At 63.3% G+C, this 13,582-nt stretch carries 13 protein-coding genes; 5 read left to right on the top strand and 8 right to left on the bottom strand.

Annotated elements, in window-relative coordinates; all coding sequences use genetic code 11:
• Positions 1-112: 112 nt before the first annotated feature.
• Positions 113-730, top strand: a complete 618-nt coding sequence (locus SIN08_RS20930; RefSeq protein WP_322453552.1) for a L,D-transpeptidase — start codon at positions 113-115, stop codon at positions 728-730.
• A gap of 341 nt (positions 731-1,071) precedes the next feature.
• On the opposite strand, the gene dmeF is transcribed toward SIN08_RS20930, so the two are convergent.
• The 6 genes from dmeF to SIN08_RS20900 all read right to left on the bottom strand — a co-directional run bounded on the left by dmeF (position 1,072) and on the right by SIN08_RS20900 (position 6,428).
• Complete coding sequence (dmeF, locus tag SIN08_RS20925) at positions 1,072-1,998, bottom strand: CDF family Co(II)/Ni(II) efflux transporter DmeF (protein WP_322453551.1); 927 nt, start codon at positions 1,996-1,998, stop codon at positions 1,072-1,074.
• Positions 1,995-2,273 (bottom strand): metal/formaldehyde-sensitive transcriptional repressor, encoded by a 279-nt coding sequence (locus SIN08_RS20920; protein WP_322453550.1) that lies wholly within the window; start codon positions 2,271-2,273, stop codon positions 1,995-1,997. Before SIN08_RS20920 ends, dmeF begins: the two co-directional genes overlap by 4 nt.
• Positions 2,274-2,381: 108 nt before the next feature.
• On the bottom strand, positions 2,382-3,299 hold the full coding sequence (locus tag SIN08_RS20915; RefSeq protein ID WP_322453549.1) for a D-alanyl-D-alanine carboxypeptidase family protein: 918 nt from the start codon (positions 3,297-3,299) through the stop codon (positions 2,382-2,384).
• 313 nt (positions 3,300-3,612) lie between these two features.
• Positions 3,613-4,905: a TRAP transporter large permease gene (locus SIN08_RS20910; protein WP_322453548.1), complete on the bottom strand. Its 1,293-nt coding sequence runs from the start codon at positions 4,903-4,905 to the stop codon at positions 3,613-3,615.
• Positions 4,902-5,399 (bottom strand): TRAP transporter small permease, encoded by a 498-nt coding sequence (locus tag SIN08_RS20905; RefSeq protein ID WP_322453547.1) that lies wholly within the window; start codon positions 5,397-5,399, stop codon positions 4,902-4,904. The genes SIN08_RS20910 and SIN08_RS20905 overlap by 4 nt, the downstream gene beginning before the upstream one ends.
• 18 nt (positions 5,400-5,417) lie before the next feature.
• Positions 5,418-6,428 (bottom strand): sialic acid TRAP transporter substrate-binding protein SiaP, encoded by a 1,011-nt coding sequence (locus tag SIN08_RS20900; protein ID WP_322453546.1) that lies wholly within the window; start codon positions 6,426-6,428, stop codon positions 5,418-5,420.
• A gap of 222 nt (positions 6,429-6,650) precedes the next feature.
• On the opposite strand from SIN08_RS20900, the gene SIN08_RS20895 reads away from it, so the two are divergent.
• Genes SIN08_RS20895 through SIN08_RS20885 form a run of 3 tightly spaced genes read left to right on the top strand, consistent with a single transcriptional unit; the run spans position 6,651 to position 9,113 of the window.
• A complete protein-coding gene (locus SIN08_RS20895; RefSeq protein ID WP_322453545.1) occupies positions 6,651-7,562 on the top strand; it encodes a dihydrodipicolinate synthase family protein in 912 nt (303 codons plus the stop codon).
• A gap of 2 nt (positions 7,563-7,564) precedes the next feature.
• A complete protein-coding gene (locus SIN08_RS20890; RefSeq protein WP_322453544.1) occupies positions 7,565-8,221 on the top strand; it encodes a GntR family transcriptional regulator in 657 nt (218 codons plus the stop codon).
• 19 nt (positions 8,222-8,240) lie between these two features.
• A complete protein-coding gene (locus SIN08_RS20885) occupies positions 8,241-9,113 on the top strand; it encodes a shikimate dehydrogenase (RefSeq protein WP_322453543.1) in 873 nt (290 codons plus the stop codon).
• 16 nt (positions 9,114-9,129) lie between these two features.
• On the opposite strand, the gene rhaI is transcribed toward SIN08_RS20885, so the two are convergent.
• Positions 9,130-10,422 (bottom strand): L-rhamnose catabolism isomerase, encoded by a 1,293-nt coding sequence (rhaI, locus tag SIN08_RS20880; RefSeq protein ID WP_322453542.1) that lies wholly within the window; start codon positions 10,420-10,422, stop codon positions 9,130-9,132.
• A gap of 22 nt (positions 10,423-10,444) precedes the next feature.
• Positions 10,445-12,547 carry a bifunctional rhamnulose-1-phosphate aldolase/short-chain dehydrogenase gene (locus SIN08_RS20875; protein ID WP_322453541.1) on the bottom strand — a complete coding sequence of 701 codons (2,103 nt, stop codon included), beginning with the start codon at positions 12,545-12,547 and terminating at the stop codon, positions 10,445-10,447.
• A gap of 187 nt (positions 12,548-12,734) precedes the next feature.
• Here SIN08_RS20875 and SIN08_RS20870 point away from each other — a divergent pair, with 187 nt between their 5' ends.
• The gene (locus tag SIN08_RS20870) at positions 12,735-13,544 is read left to right on the top strand and encodes a DeoR/GlpR family DNA-binding transcription regulator (RefSeq protein WP_322453540.1); all 810 of its coding nucleotides are present in this window, start codon (positions 12,735-12,737) and stop codon (positions 13,542-13,544) included.
• Positions 13,545-13,582 lie beyond the last annotated feature (38 nt).

Genomic DNA, 13,582 nt, shown 5'->3' with positions numbered 1-13,582 from the left:
GCTGCCGCGCTTGTAATCGTGCCGGTGGTGGCAGCGCGGTGAAACTCGGTTGAGCTTTCGTTAACCATGAGGCCATATGGGGACCGTACAGAGATATAAAGAGGAGGCGGTGGTGCCGTTATCGCGTCGATTATTCCTTGTGGGCTTGCCTCTGGTCGCTGCCGGCTGCGTGTCCGGAGAGTACAGGGCGGATTTCGCCAACTACTCCGCCCACCGGGACGAGCCATATCCGGTACCGTCGATCCCCCTTTCTGAAATCGATCCCGATCTGCGCAGGAGGGAAGTGGCCTTCGACGGCGATTATGCATCGGGAACGGTCGTCGTGAACACGCCCGAGCGCCGCCTCTACTATGTTCTCGGTGACGGGCGCGCGATCCGCTACGGGATCGGCGTCGGCCGCGAGGGGCTCGCCTTGCGCGGGAGCGCCACGGTCGGCCGCAAGGCCGAATGGCCGAGCTGGCGCCCGACGGACAACATGATCCGGCGCGACCCGCGCAATGCGCGCTTTGCAGGCGGCGTGCCCGGTGGTCCCAACAACCCGCTGGGAGCCCGAGCCCTCTACCTTTATCGCAATGGGCGGGACACGATGTTCCGGATCCACGGCACGAACCAGCCTCATACCATCGGTCAGGCCGTTTCGAGCGGCTGCATTCGCATGCTCAATCACGACGTCATCGATCTTTATGAGCGCGTCCCCGTCGGCACCCGGGTGGTTGTCATTCAGGCCTGACTTGAAGCCTTCTCCAGATATCCGCTGAAAGATCGCCGATCGCTCCGGACAGGAACCGGACGATGAAGATCCTATAAGCCTATTGGAGGTGGCGCTGCCCGAAGGGATTGGTTGACGTGTTGATCTGCCGGTAAGACTCTTGCCATCTGCGACACATCTATCCTCTGCAGGGGAGGATTTCACCATGCGACTGCTTGTTCTGCTTGCAATGCTGGTACTGGCCGGCTGTGCGTCGACGACGCCAACCAACCAGGGGGCACCCGCATCCCAGCCCGCATTCCCGTCGAATGGAGGCGGTGGGGGGAGCGGCGGTTACTGACGTTCTTCCGCCGGAGACCGAATTAGCCCTTCGCTTCGACCTCGATCGTCACATGCGACAGTTCGTGAAGGCGGTCTAGCTTTTTGCGGTAGTGGGAAGGCTCGCGCGGCGCATCGGAGCGGATAGCGATGATCGCTCCATGGTGCCCTGGGCCGAGTCGCCACACATGGAGGTCCGCTATGCTGTCGCCATCGTCTTCGATGGCGGCACGAATCTCGTCCGGCAGGCTTTCCTCCGCTGGTATGTAATCCAGGAGAACACGGCCGGCGTCCCTGATGAGGCCCCACGACCAGCGCGCGATGATGATGGCGCCGACGATACCCATTGCAGGGTCCATCCAGTTCCACCCATAGAGACTGCCGAGAAGCAAGGCGACGATGGCCAGGACCGAAGTCAGCGCATCGGCCAGCACGTGGAAATAAGCTGCGCGCAGGTTGTTGTCGGCACCATGGTGATGGTGGCCGCCCTGATGATGCCCATGGTGGCCATGATCGTCGTGAAGCAGCCACGCGCAGGCGAGGTTTACCGCAAGGCCGACGAACGCGACGATGATGGCCTGAGAAAAACTGATTGCGACGGGATTGTAGAAGCGCAACAGGCTCTCCCATCCGATCAGCAGGGCGATCAACGCCAGGACCACCGCGCTCGCGAAGCCGGCAAGGTCACCCATTTTCCCCGTCCCGAAGGTGAAACGCCGGTTGTGAGCATTCCTCCGGGCATAAAGATATGCCAATGCCGCGATCAGCATTGCCGCGGCATGAGTGGACATGTGCCAGCCGTCCGCGACCAGTGCCATGGATCCGAACAGGTTGCCGGCGGTGATTTCCACCACCATCGTTATCGCAGTCAGTGCGATGACAAACCAGGTGCGGCGCTCGTTGCGTTTGTGGTTCTGTCCCAGAAACACATGCTCGTGCGGACTTTCGAGGCGGGCGGCGTAGTCGGTCACTTGAGATAGGTCCTGATAACGCTGATGAGGTCCGCGGCACCTTGTGCACGTGCCGGATCCTCGTCCTTATCCGGGTTGGAAACGTGCTCGCGAATATGATCCTCGAGCAATTCGGCCGTGAGGCCCGTGACTGCACCCCTTACGGAAGCGGTCAGGTTGAGAATCTCCCCGCATGGGACCTCGGTTTCCAGCGCCCGTTCGATGGCTTCGATTTGACCCTTGAGGCGACGGACGCGCCCGAGAAGCTTAGCCTTGTTTCTGATGGTGTGCGTCATAGGATAGGTGGGTATCCTATATTTTGAAGCTGCGCAACCACCTTTGGTCCGGGCCTCTTCGATGGAGGCCACGATCAAATCCATCGCCGCTGGAGTGTGCCTGGAAACCTACAGTCGCAGCCGCTGCTTCAATCCCGGAATGCTGCCGGGTCGGCCACCCGCAAACCCGGCACTCCGTGCCGCACGCGGCAGATATATCTCGATCAGTTCTTCCACGTGGGCGTCACGTGATTTGGCGCTCTTCCCGCCCATCACGATGACGATGATCCGCCGCCCATCGCGCCCCGCGGACGTGGCGAGATTGTACCCCGATGCCCGGATATAACCGGTCTTGATGCCGTCGACCCCGTCGACCCGGCCCAGGAGCCTGTTGTGCCCGTGGATCTTCTTGCCGCCGTAGGAAAAGCTGCGATTGGCGAAAACGTGATAGTGATGGGGAAAACGCTTCTGCAGGGCCGTCGCCAAAATGGCCATGTCGCGGGCGTTCGTGACCTGCTCGGGATCGGGGAGACCGGAGGCGTTCCTGAAGGTGGTCGAGCGCATCCCGAGTTGCCGTGCCTTCGCCGTCATCAATGCCGCGAACCGCTCTTCCGAGCCGCCAAGGTATTCGGCAACGGCCGTGGCGACGTCGTTCGACGACTTGACGCAGAGCGCCAAGATTGCCGTTTGCACGTCGATGCTCCGCCCCGCCTTCAGACCGAGCTTCGACGGCGGCCGTGACGCCGCATAGGCGGAGACCGGGATTGCGCCCGTGGGGGCGATCCTGCCCGAATCCACTGCTTCGAACAGGAGGTAGAGTGTCATCATCTTTGTGAGGGAGGCCGGATACCGTGGTTCACTCGATGCGTTTTGATAAAGGACCTTCCCCGAACCGGCATCCACCACGATCGCTGCATACTTCTCCGACTCCAACGGTGCCACCGTGGGTGTCAGGACGGCAGTCGTACTGCAGCCGGCCAGCCCGACCAGAATGGCCATCAGCAGCACCAGCCCACTGAACGGATGGACCGTCCTCACGCGCACCATGTCTCTTCTTGCCCCCTATCGGCCAGCCGCGCGGCCGTCCCTTGACGGATCGTTCCGCGATGGTCTTTTCATGCCACATCTGCGCCCAGGGAGAAGGTGTTACCAGCGACCGTTCTCCACTGCCATAGTTCGGCGCGCTACCACCCCCTCGGGTGAGCACCCGTCTCAGTCTTCTCTCTGCCGCCATTCTGGCCTGTCGATTTCCGGCCTGTCCACCCCGGACTTTTTCGACGCACAGATCCATTGCGCGGTGGCGCTCCATTTTCAGACCTCACCTCCCTTGGCATGAGACGTGGAATTGGCGTGGCTTGCTTCAGCCCTGGTACCCGAATTGCCGCGGAAGCCACAGCACGACATCGGGCATGAGGATCATGATCAGAAGGGCGAGGATAAGGACAGCGAGGAACGTCCAGATTTCTCTGATTATCGCGCTGAGCTTGATCCCGGTCACCGCATTGATGACGAACAGCAGAATGCCGTAGGGCGGCGTGATCAGGCCGATCATGGTGTTGACGATGATCACGACGCCGAAATGCACGAGGTCGATCCCGAGCTGCCGGCAGGCGGGGATGAACAGCGGCACGACGACGAGGATCAGCGTGGTGGCGTCGAGGATGCATCCAAGCAGCAGGAAGAGGACGTTGATCGCGAGCAAAAACAGCAGCGGATCGACGTCCATGCCGACCAGCGCCCCGGCCACCTTGCCGGGAATGTTCTCGCTTGCCACGATATAATTGAAGATGAGCGCTCCGCCGATCACGAGGCCGACAGCGGCCGATGAGCGGGCGCTCGCCGACAGGATGGCGTAAAGGTTCTTCCAGGTGAGTGCGCGGTAGAAGAGCGCCGCCAGGATCAGCGCATAGGCCGCCGCCACCGCGGCCGCTTCCGTGGGCGTGGTCACGCCGCCATAGATGCCGTAGAGCAGGATCGCCGGCATCAGCAGGGCGGGGAACGCATTGACCGTCAGGCGCGGCAGCTTGGAGAGTGGCACCGGGTCTTCCAGCGCGAATTGCCGCCTGGTCGCCAGATAGCTGTTCATCGCCATCAGAACGGCGCCCATCATCAAGCCCGGCAGGATGCCGCCGAGAAACAGGTATCCGATGGACTGGTCGGACACGAGCGCATAGATCACCATCGGGATCGAGGGCGGGATGATCGGCCCGACGGTCGCCGATGCCGCGGTGATGGCGGCCGCATAGCCCGGTGCGTAGCGGCTCTTGGTCATCATCTCGATGATGATCTTGCCGATACCGGCAGCATCCGCCACCGCCGAGCCGGACATGCCGGAAAAGATCAGGCTCGCCACGATATTGACGTGGCCGAGGCCGCCGCGGAAGCGGCCCACGACCGCCACGCAGAAGCTCAGGAGCCGCTCGCTGATCGTGCCGGCATTCATGATGTTGGCGGCGACGATGAAGAGCGGCACGGCCAGAAGAACGAAGCTGTCGTAAAGCCCCTGGATGATCTGTTCGGCAGCGAGCCCCGGATCCTGGCCGCGCACGAAGAGATAGACGATGGCGGCGACGATCATCGACAACGCGATGGGCGTGCCGATGGCGGCCAGTGCGAAGAGTGCGAGCAGGCAGAGGAAGAAGGCCGTGGTCATCTGGGCTCCGGCTCTTGCGGCTCGTCAGGCGTGCCGCCGCGGGCGAGCTGCCAGGCGCGCAGTGCATAGCGGGCGATGACCGCCACCGCGAAAATCCCGTAGACGGAAAAGACATAGTCCAGCCGGATACCCAGCGTGGCGCTCTTCTTGATCTTGTAGAAGGTGATGTAGTCGAAGGTCGCCGGCAACGCGGCGACAAAGCCGACGAGGATCGCGACGGCCGAAACCAGCGCCAGAACGCGGCGCACGCGGACGTTTCCTGTCAGGTACAGCATGTCGAACCGGACATGGTCCTGATCGGTCAGCAGGAAGGCGGAGCCCCAGAATACCACCCACAGCCACATGGTCAGGCACAGCTCGAGCGTCCATCCGAGCGGATGGTTCAACACGTAGCGGCTGACGATCTGCAGGATGAAGGAGAGGAACATGACGGTGAGGAAGCCCACCGCCATGTTGTCCGCCCGGGCCTGCAGCCACCTGAGCGCGGCCTGCATGGGTCGGTTGCCCCGGCCTTATTGAATGGCGTTGATCTTGTCGACCATGCCTTCCGGCCAGTCCTTGGCGAACTCCGACTCCAGATAGGCCTTCTGGACGTGGGCGCGGAAGGCGTCGACGTCGGGCTCGTAGACGTCCAGTCCCTGATCCTTGAAGAACTGCACGAGCTCGTCCTCGAGCGCCAGTTGCTTCTGCCTGGCCTGCTCGGCCGCGTCGTCGGCCGCCTTCTGGACGATCTCCTGCTGCTCGGGCGTGAGCTGGTCCCAAACCTCCTTGGAGAAGGCGAGATAGTTCAGGTCGACCAGATGGCTGGTGAGGACGATCTGCTCGGTGACCTCGTAGAACTTGGAATCCCTGTCGGTCGGCAGAGGGTTATCCTGCCCGTCGATCGCGCCGGTCTGCAGCGCAGTATAGACCTCGGTGAAGGCCATCGGCAGCGGGTTGGCGCCGAGCGCGGAGCCGAGGAACTGCCAGGCGTCCGTGCCGGGCATGCGCAGCTTCACGCCGGCAAGATCCTCCGGCGTCATCACCGTCTTCTCGTCCTTGCTCATACGCAGGTTGAGCTGGCGGCGGCCGAGATACATGACCGTGAGCAGTTTCACGCCCAGTTCTTCCTCGACCTTCTTCTTCATCGGCTCCATGAAGTCGGCCGCGAACACCTTTTTCTGGTGCTCCGCATCGCGATGCAGGTACCCGGCCGTGAAGATCGACCACTCGGGGAAGATGGTGGCCAGTTCCTGCGCCGAGGTGATCGACATTTCCAGATTGCCGCGGGCGATCGCCTCGAGCTCCGTACCCTGCTTGAAGAGGCTGGCGTTCCAGTGCCCCTCGAATTCGGCGAAGTCGCTGACCGCCGGTGCGAAGACTTCCTGGAGCGCCACCGAGCGCTGGTCGGTGGGCGTGGCCGGCGTGGACAGGCGCAGCGTTATCTTGTCCTGGGCATCGGCCGTTCCGGCAAAACCGGCGAACGAGGCCGCGAGCACGGCAGTGGCGGCAAGAAAGCCGCGGCGCGCGATTGTTATGGTCATTGTAGCTCCTCCCTTGATTGCATTCGGTTCCCGCAGACCGCGAACATACAGGTACCACGGATCGTGGCCCGCGCAATTTGCGCCGTCGCGGGCGAAGCCGCAAAGCCGGCAGGCCCGGCCGCTCACAGAGCGGAATGCGGATCCGCTCGAACCATAAAACGCACTTGCTGTTTTATTGTCAACACAATAACATGTTAGCTTGTTCACAACAGAGAGGGCTTCATGGCCGGGACGAATCGAGGCGCGCATGCACCGGGAGAAAAGTTCGGCCTTTCGGCTGCGCTGACGACACCGTTCGCAAGGGACATGTCGATCGACACCGGCCGCATGCTCGCCCACGCCAAGGACCTTCTTGAAGGAAGCTGCGCGAGCGTGACCCTCTTCGGCACCACGGGCGAGGGCGCCTCCCTCTGCGAGCGCGAGCGTATCGCAGTCCTCGATGCTTTCGCTGCCGCTCATGTGGATTCGACGCGCCTTCTCGCCGGCATCAGCGCCACCGCTGTGGAGCAGGCGGCCGAACAGGCATCCGCCGCGCTTGAAGCTGGCGTGCAGACGTTGCTCGTGCCGCCGCCCTTCTACTTCAAGGATCTGAGCGATGAGGGCCTGTTTGCCTGGTATGCGGGGCTTTTCGAGCGCATCGGCCGGCACGGGCCGCGCGTTCTGCTCTACCACATACCGCAGGTCACGGCAGTCGCTCTGCCGCTTGCGGTGGTGCAAAGGCTCAAGCAGGGCTACGGAGAAATTGTTCTGGGTGTGAAGGATTCGGGGGGGCATTGGCCGACAACGGAATCCTTCCTGGGTGAAAGCGATCTCACCATCCTCGTCGGGGACGAGCGGCACCTGGCAAGGGCTGTTCGGCTGGGCGGCGCCGGGGCGATCAGCGGCATGGCCAATGTCTTTCCGCGGGAGCTTGCCGCGCTTGTTGAAACGGGTCAGGATAACGACCGGTTGAGCAGATTGGTCGATTCACTCGTGAAACTGCCCATAATCCCTGCGATCAAATCACTGGTCGGGCTGAGGCGCCGAGACGAAAACTGGAATCGGGTGCGCCCGCCGCTGGCGTCCGTTGCGGCGGCCGATTGCGCGATGCTGGACAGGCTGATGCGCGACTTCGAGCAGACGCGGGCGGTCTAGCGATGAGCAGGATGGGCAGCCCCACCCTTCGCGAGAAGGCCTACGAGGCCTTCAAGGAACGATTGTTTTCACGCGATATCCGGCCGGGCCAGTTCCTTTCCCAGCGCGAACTGGTGGCCGTCACCGGGATGCCCCTCGGCGCCATCAGGGAACTTATCCCGCGCCTCGAGGCCGATGGCCTCATCAAGACCGTGCCGCAGCGGGGCATGCAGGTTGCCCATGTCGACATCGATCTCATCCGCAATGCCTTTCAGCTTCGCCTCATCCTGGAGCGCGAGGCAACCGTCGAGTTCTGCCGCAGTGCGCCGGACGAACTCGTTTCCACGCTCAGGGAGGAGCATGTTTCGGTCCAGCGGGAGGCCGAGAAAGGTGTGACGCCGGAGCTTCTGGAGCGCGCCCAGCACATGGACTGGATGTTCCACGACACGATGATCGATTCCATGGGCAACAGCCTGATCTCCAGCGTCTACCGTGTGAACTCCATAAAGATCAGGCTCATCCGGCAGGGCGATACCCGAATGCTGCCGGAACTGGTGACGTCGGTGATGCGCGAGCATATGCGCATTCTCGACGCGCTCGTCGCCCGCGACGAAAGGGCCGCCCTCGAGGCTATCGAGGCGCATATAGACGTGGCGCGCCGACGCGCCCTGGGCGTGTAGCGATAAAGCGGCGGTCTCGATGAAGGCCTCCTCTCCGGCACGGGAAACCATTCGCCTCGGGCTCGTCGGTGACAACATCGCGCGCTCGCAATCGCCGCGCCTGCACCGCATAGCAGGGCGCCTGTGCGGTCTCGATGTCACCTACGATCGCCTCGTGCCCGCCGATCTCGGGCGGGATTTCGACGCCGTCTTTGCAGCGTGCGGGAAACGCGGCTATCGCGGCCTCAACGTCACCTATCCCTATAAGGAAAGGGTTGTTTCAAAGCTGGCGGTCAACGACCCCGTTCTTCGCGCCATGGCGGCCTGCAACACGGTCGTCTTCGACGCCCCGACGCCCGCCGGGTTCAACACCGACCATACAGGCTTCATCGCCGCTTTCCGCACCGTTTTCGGGAACGCCGGTCCCGGCGCGGTCGCCATGGCCGGAACCGGTGGCGTCGGCCGGGCGATCGGCTTCGCCCTTGGTCGGCTCGGCGCATCCGAGTTACGGCTCTTCGACCGCGACCGGCCGAAAGCAGTGGCCCTGGCGAGCGCCCTTGCGTCCGTATTCCAGGGTTTGCGGGTCGAGATTGCCGGCACCGTCGCAGATGCCGCCTCGGGCGCCGACGGGCTCGTCAACTGTACGCCCCTCGGCATGGACGGCCACGGTGGCACGGCGATTCCGCAATCGGTGATCGGCAGCCAGAGCTGGGCATTCGATGCGGTCTACACACCGGTCGAAACCGCCTTCATCCGTGATGCGCGTGCGGCCGGCTTGGCGGTGATGAGCGGCTACGAGCTGTTCTTCCACCAGGGCGCCGACGCCTTCGACATTTTCACCGGCTGCAAGGTCGACCGGGAGGCGCTGCGGCAGGAACTTCTTAAATCCGCTCCGGCGTCGGACGAAGAATGAGGGCCGCCAGGAACCTTCAGACAATCCCTCCGCCGCCTGCGACGCTCGCGGGACGCTCTGCAGCGACTTTGGCCCGGTAGCCGCTTTCACGGTAGGCCGCGACCGGGTCGACCGCGGCGCCTGCCTCGAAGCGCGCCATGGCAAGGATCGGCTCGACATCGGTGCGGAAGGCGGCCTTCAGCGTCCGGGTCGCCATCAACGCGTCGTTTGCGTCCTGAAAACCTTCGAGCGCTGCGCGGTCGACCAGCAGCGCCTGCGCATAGGCGCGCTGCACTTCCGTCGCCGAGAGCATCAGGCTCTCGATGGGGTCGGTCACGTTGTGGCTCTGGTCGAGCATGTGCGCCGGTTTGAAGCCGGGCGCGGCGCGCGTTACGGCGTCGACCAGCTCGTTGAAGATCAGGAACAGCCGGTAGGGGTCGATCGCGCCCGCGTCGAGGTCGTCGTCGCCATACTTGGAATCGTTGAAGTGGAAGCCGCCGAGCTTGCCGAACTGGATCAGCCGGGCGACGATCATCTCGATATTGACGTTGGGTGCGTGGTGGCCGAGATCGACGAGGCAAAAAGCATTCGGCCCCAGCTCCTGCGCGATCAGGTAATTCGTGCCCCAGTCCTGGACGACGGTGGAATAGAAGGCCGGCTCGTACATCTTGTGCTCGGTGAAGAGGCGCCAGTCGCCGGGCAAAGCCGCGTAGATATCCTTCATCGCGTCGAGATAGCGCTCGAACGCCTTCGTGAAATGCGCCTGTCCGGGAAAGTTCGAGCCGTCGCCGATCCATACCGTGAGGGCGTTGGAACCGATCGCCTTTCCGATCTCGATGCATTCGAGATTGTGTTCCACGGCCTGCCGGCGCGTCGCTGCGACCGTGTGCGACAGGGAGCCAAACTTGTAGGAATGCTGTTGCCCCGGCGCGTCGGAGAAGGTGTTGGAGTTCATCGCATCGAAGGCGAGGCCGAGGTGCTCGGCCGCTTCGTTCAGGCGCCGTGGCTCCGCCTTGTCCCAGGGAATGTGCAGCGATACGGTCGGCGTGGCTGCGGTGAGCTGGTGGATGACGGCGCAATCCTGGAGCTTGTCGAAGATGTCACGCGGCTCGCCGGGGCCGGGAAAGCGGGCAAAGCGCGTGCCGCCGGTGCCCACGCCCCAGGAGGGCACGGCGATGGCGAAGGCGGCGACCTTGTCCTTGATGGCGTCTATGGCGATGCCGCGCCGGTCGAGCCTTTCGCCGAGCGTCTCGTAATCGCGCCTGAGTTCCGCCGCGCGCGCGGCGTTCTTGCGCTCGATAATATCGGCAGGGATCGGCTTCCCGGTCATTTTCTCCTCCCTATCTCTCGTCTCACCGCGTGAACGCCTGCGCGTTGCCGGCGTCGACATTGACGATGTTGCCGGTCGATTTGGCCGACATGTCGGAGACGAAGAAATAGGCAGCCTGGGCAACGTCCTCGGGGTAGACGCTGCGCTTCAGCAGCGAGCGCTTGCGGTAGTGTTCCTCCAGTTCGTCCGGTGCCATGTTGTAGGCTGCCGCCCGCTGCTCGCGCCATTCGCTCGACCAGATCTTGGAGCCGCGCAGCACCGCGTCGGGATTGACCGTGTTGACGCGGATGCCGAATTCCGCCCCCTCCAGCGCCAGGCAGCGGGCGAGGTGGATCTCGGCTGCCTTAGCCGTGCAGTAGGCCGCCGCATTGGGCGAGGCGGCAAGGCCGTTCTTGGAGGAGATGAAGACGATCGACCCGCCGGTCCCTTGCGCCTTCATCAGGCGGAAGGCCGCGCGCGCGACGAGGAAATAGCCGGTCGACAGGATGTCCATGTTGCGGTTCCACATGGAAAGCTCGGTGTCCTCGATCGGCGCGGAGGAGGAGATGCCGGCATTGGAGACGAGAATGTCGAGCCCGCCATATTCCCGCGCGGCGTCAACGAAGGCGTCGGCCACGTCCTCTTCGCGTGTGACGTCGAGATGCACAGTGCGCACCAGATCGGCCGAATGGCGCCCGGAAAGCTCGGCTTCCGCCGTCTCGAGTGCGGCCGCGTCGATGTCGGCCAGCATCACGCCGGCGCCCTCGCGCAGGAAGCGCTCGGCGATCGCCTTGCCGATGCCGCCGGCCCCGCCCGTGACCAGGGCGATCCGCCCCGCAAGCGGCTTGGGCCTGGGCATGCGCTGCAGCTTGGCCTCCTCCAGGAGCCAGTATTCGATGTCGAAGGCCTCCTGTTCCGGCAGGCCCATATACTCGGACACGGAAGAGGCTCCGCGCATGACATTGATTGCATTGACGTAGAACTCGGCCGAAACGCGCGCCGTCGCCTTGTCCTTGGCGAAGGTGATCATGCCGACGCCAGGCACGAGATAGACCACCGCGTTGGGGTCGCGCATGGCGGGACTGTCGGGCCGCTTGCAGCGCGCGTAGTAGGCGGCATACCCCTCGCGGTAGTCCTCGATCGCCGCGGGCAATTTTGCAAGGGTTTCCTCCACGTCCGGCTTTGCCGGGTCGAAATCGACGACCAGCGGCCTGATCTTGGTGCGCAGGAAGTGGTCGGGGCAACTCGTGCCGAGGGGGGCGAGCTTTTCGAAATCTCGCGCGCCGACGAATTCGAGCACCGTCGCGCTGTCTTCGAAATGGCCGACCTTGTGCTCGTCGGCGGAGATCAGACCGCGGATCGCCGGCATCAGCCGCGCGGCAATGGCGCGCCGCTCGGCTTCCGGTAACGGCTCATGTGCCGCGCCCCCGAAGGCGGGCTTGTCGCCGGTCTCCGCTTCGAACCATTCGATGGCGCGGTTGATGATGCGGATCGTCGTCGCATAGGCCTCGCGCGCCGTATCGCCCCAGGTGAAAAGCCCGTGGCTTTCCAGGATCACGCCCTTGGCATGCGGGTTTTCATGGCAGAACTTCTCGAGCCACAGCCCGAGTTCGAAGCCCGGCCGCTTCCACGGCAGCCAGCCGATCTCGTCACCGAAGATCTTTTCCGTCAGCGCCTTGCTGTCCTTCGCGGCGGCGATGGCAATGATGGCGTCGGGGTGCATGTGGTCGACATGCTTAGAGGGCACGAAGGCGTGCAGCGGCGTGTCGATGGAAGCCGCACGCGGGTTGAGATCGAAGGTACAGTGCGGCAGGTAGCCGACCATCTCGTCCTCATGTTCGGGACCGCGGTAAAGCCCCTTCAGCGCGGTGAGCTTGTCCATGTAGAGCGTGGCGAAGCCGTCGAGCTTCATCGTGCCGACATCGCCACCGGAGCCTTTCACCCACAGCACCTCGACCTCTTTGCCGGTGAGAGGGTCCTTCTCGCCGACCTTGGCCGAGGTGTTGCCGCCGCCGTAATTGGTGATGCGCTTGTCCGATCCGAGCAGGTTCGAGCGGTACAGAAGCCGCTCGGGCTCGCTCATCGATGCGGCCTTGGCCTCGTCCCAAAGATCGGCCAGCCGCGCGGCGGAGCGTGTTTCGAGCATCGCAGTTCCTCCCTTGACGCGCCGGCTCCGGCGCAAACGATCCCCGCCAAAATCACACGATCTGTGATCGAATGTCAATCATATTCAGTCATTCTCAATCACATTGCGCTGCAATATGAGAATTAATGATCGAATATGATTGACACTGTTCCGGATCGGTGTGCAAATAGAGGCATTGGGAGGAGCCATGCACGAGAAAGAGCGTCATCGAATCATCCTGTCGGCCGTCCAGGAAAGGCCTGTCGTCACGGTCCAGGAGCTCGTCGAACTGACCTCCTCCTCCGAGGCGACGATCCGGCGCGACATTGCGGCGCTGCATGTGCAGAAGCGCCTGCGCCGCGTGCGCGGCGGCGCCGAGGCGATCACGCCGCCGCAGTTCATCGGCCTGGCGGGCCGGCCCTTCAAGGTCAACGAGACCATGCACTCCGCCCAGAAGCGGGCGATCGCCCGCGAGGCGGTGGAGCTTTGCTCGGACGGCGAGCCGATCATCATCAACGGCGGTACGACGACCTTCCAGATGGTGCATTACCTTTCCAACCGGCGCATGCCGATCTTCACCAACTCCTTTCCGATCGCCGAGCACCTTCTGAAGCATTCCAAGAACACGGTGATGCTGTCGGGCGGCACGATCTATCGCGAGCAGAACATCATCCTGTCGCCTTTTGAGAACGACGTGACGCGCAATTTTTATGCCCGGCGCATGTTCATGGGCGCACAGGGGCTCGGGCCGCTCGGCCTGATGGAGGGCGACCCGCTCCTGATCCAGGCCGAGCAGAAGCTGATCGACCAGGCGGACGAGCTGGTCGTGCTGGTGGACTCCTCCAAGTTCCGTCAGCGCTCGAGCCTGATCCTGTGCGGGCTCTCGCGCATCGCGACCGTGATCACCGACGAGGGCATTGAGGATCACGAGGCCAGGATGATCGAGGAGGCGGGCGTCGGCCTGGTGATCGCGCGCAGTTCCGTTTCGAAAACGGAGGAGTCGTCGATACCCGCCTGAGACAGGGCGACACCGATCATTCGAACCAAAGGGAGGAA

Source organism: Chelativorans sp. M5D2P16 (assembly GCF_034427935.1).
Taxonomy (GTDB): Bacteria; Pseudomonadota; Alphaproteobacteria; order Rhizobiales; family Rhizobiaceae; genus Chelativorans.
The sequence above is the reverse complement of the archived record's forward strand: the minus strand, read 5'-3'. Positions and strand labels throughout refer to the sequence as shown.

What these genes read in the sequence shown, in the direction of transcription:
- SIN08_RS20920 (WP_322453550.1), bottom strand. Translation starts at nt 2,273, where the DNA reads ATGACGCACACCATCAGAAACAAGGCTAAGCTTCTCGGGCGCGTCCGT.
- SIN08_RS20915 (WP_322453549.1), bottom strand. Translation starts at nt 3,299, where the DNA reads ATGGTGCGCGTGAGGACGGTCCATCCGTTCAGTGGGCTGGTGCTGCTG.
- SIN08_RS20910 (WP_322453548.1), bottom strand. Translation starts at nt 4,905, where the DNA reads ATGACCACGGCCTTCTTCCTCTGCCTGCTCGCACTCTTCGCACTGGCC.
- SIN08_RS20905 (WP_322453547.1), bottom strand. Translation starts at nt 5,399, where the DNA reads ATGCAGGCCGCGCTCAGGTGGCTGCAGGCCCGGGCGGACAACATGGCG.
- SIN08_RS20900 (WP_322453546.1), bottom strand. Translation starts at nt 6,428, where the DNA reads ATGACCATAACAATCGCGCGCCGCGGCTTTCTTGCCGCCACTGCCGTG.
- SIN08_RS20895 (WP_322453545.1), top strand. Translation starts at nt 6,651, where the DNA reads ATGGCCGGGACGAATCGAGGCGCGCATGCACCGGGAGAAAAGTTCGGC.
- SIN08_RS20890 (WP_322453544.1), top strand. Translation starts at nt 7,565, where the DNA reads ATGAGCAGGATGGGCAGCCCCACCCTTCGCGAGAAGGCCTACGAGGCC.
- SIN08_RS20885 (WP_322453543.1), top strand. Translation starts at nt 8,241, where the DNA reads ATGAAGGCCTCCTCTCCGGCACGGGAAACCATTCGCCTCGGGCTCGTC.
- rhaI (WP_322453542.1), bottom strand. Translation starts at nt 10,422, where the DNA reads ATGACCGGGAAGCCGATCCCTGCCGATATTATCGAGCGCAAGAACGCC.
- SIN08_RS20875 (WP_322453541.1), bottom strand. Translation starts at nt 12,547, where the DNA reads ATGCTCGAAACACGCTCCGCCGCGCGGCTGGCCGATCTTTGGGACGAG.
- SIN08_RS20870 (WP_322453540.1), top strand. Translation starts at nt 12,735, where the DNA reads ATGCACGAGAAAGAGCGTCATCGAATCATCCTGTCGGCCGTCCAGGAA.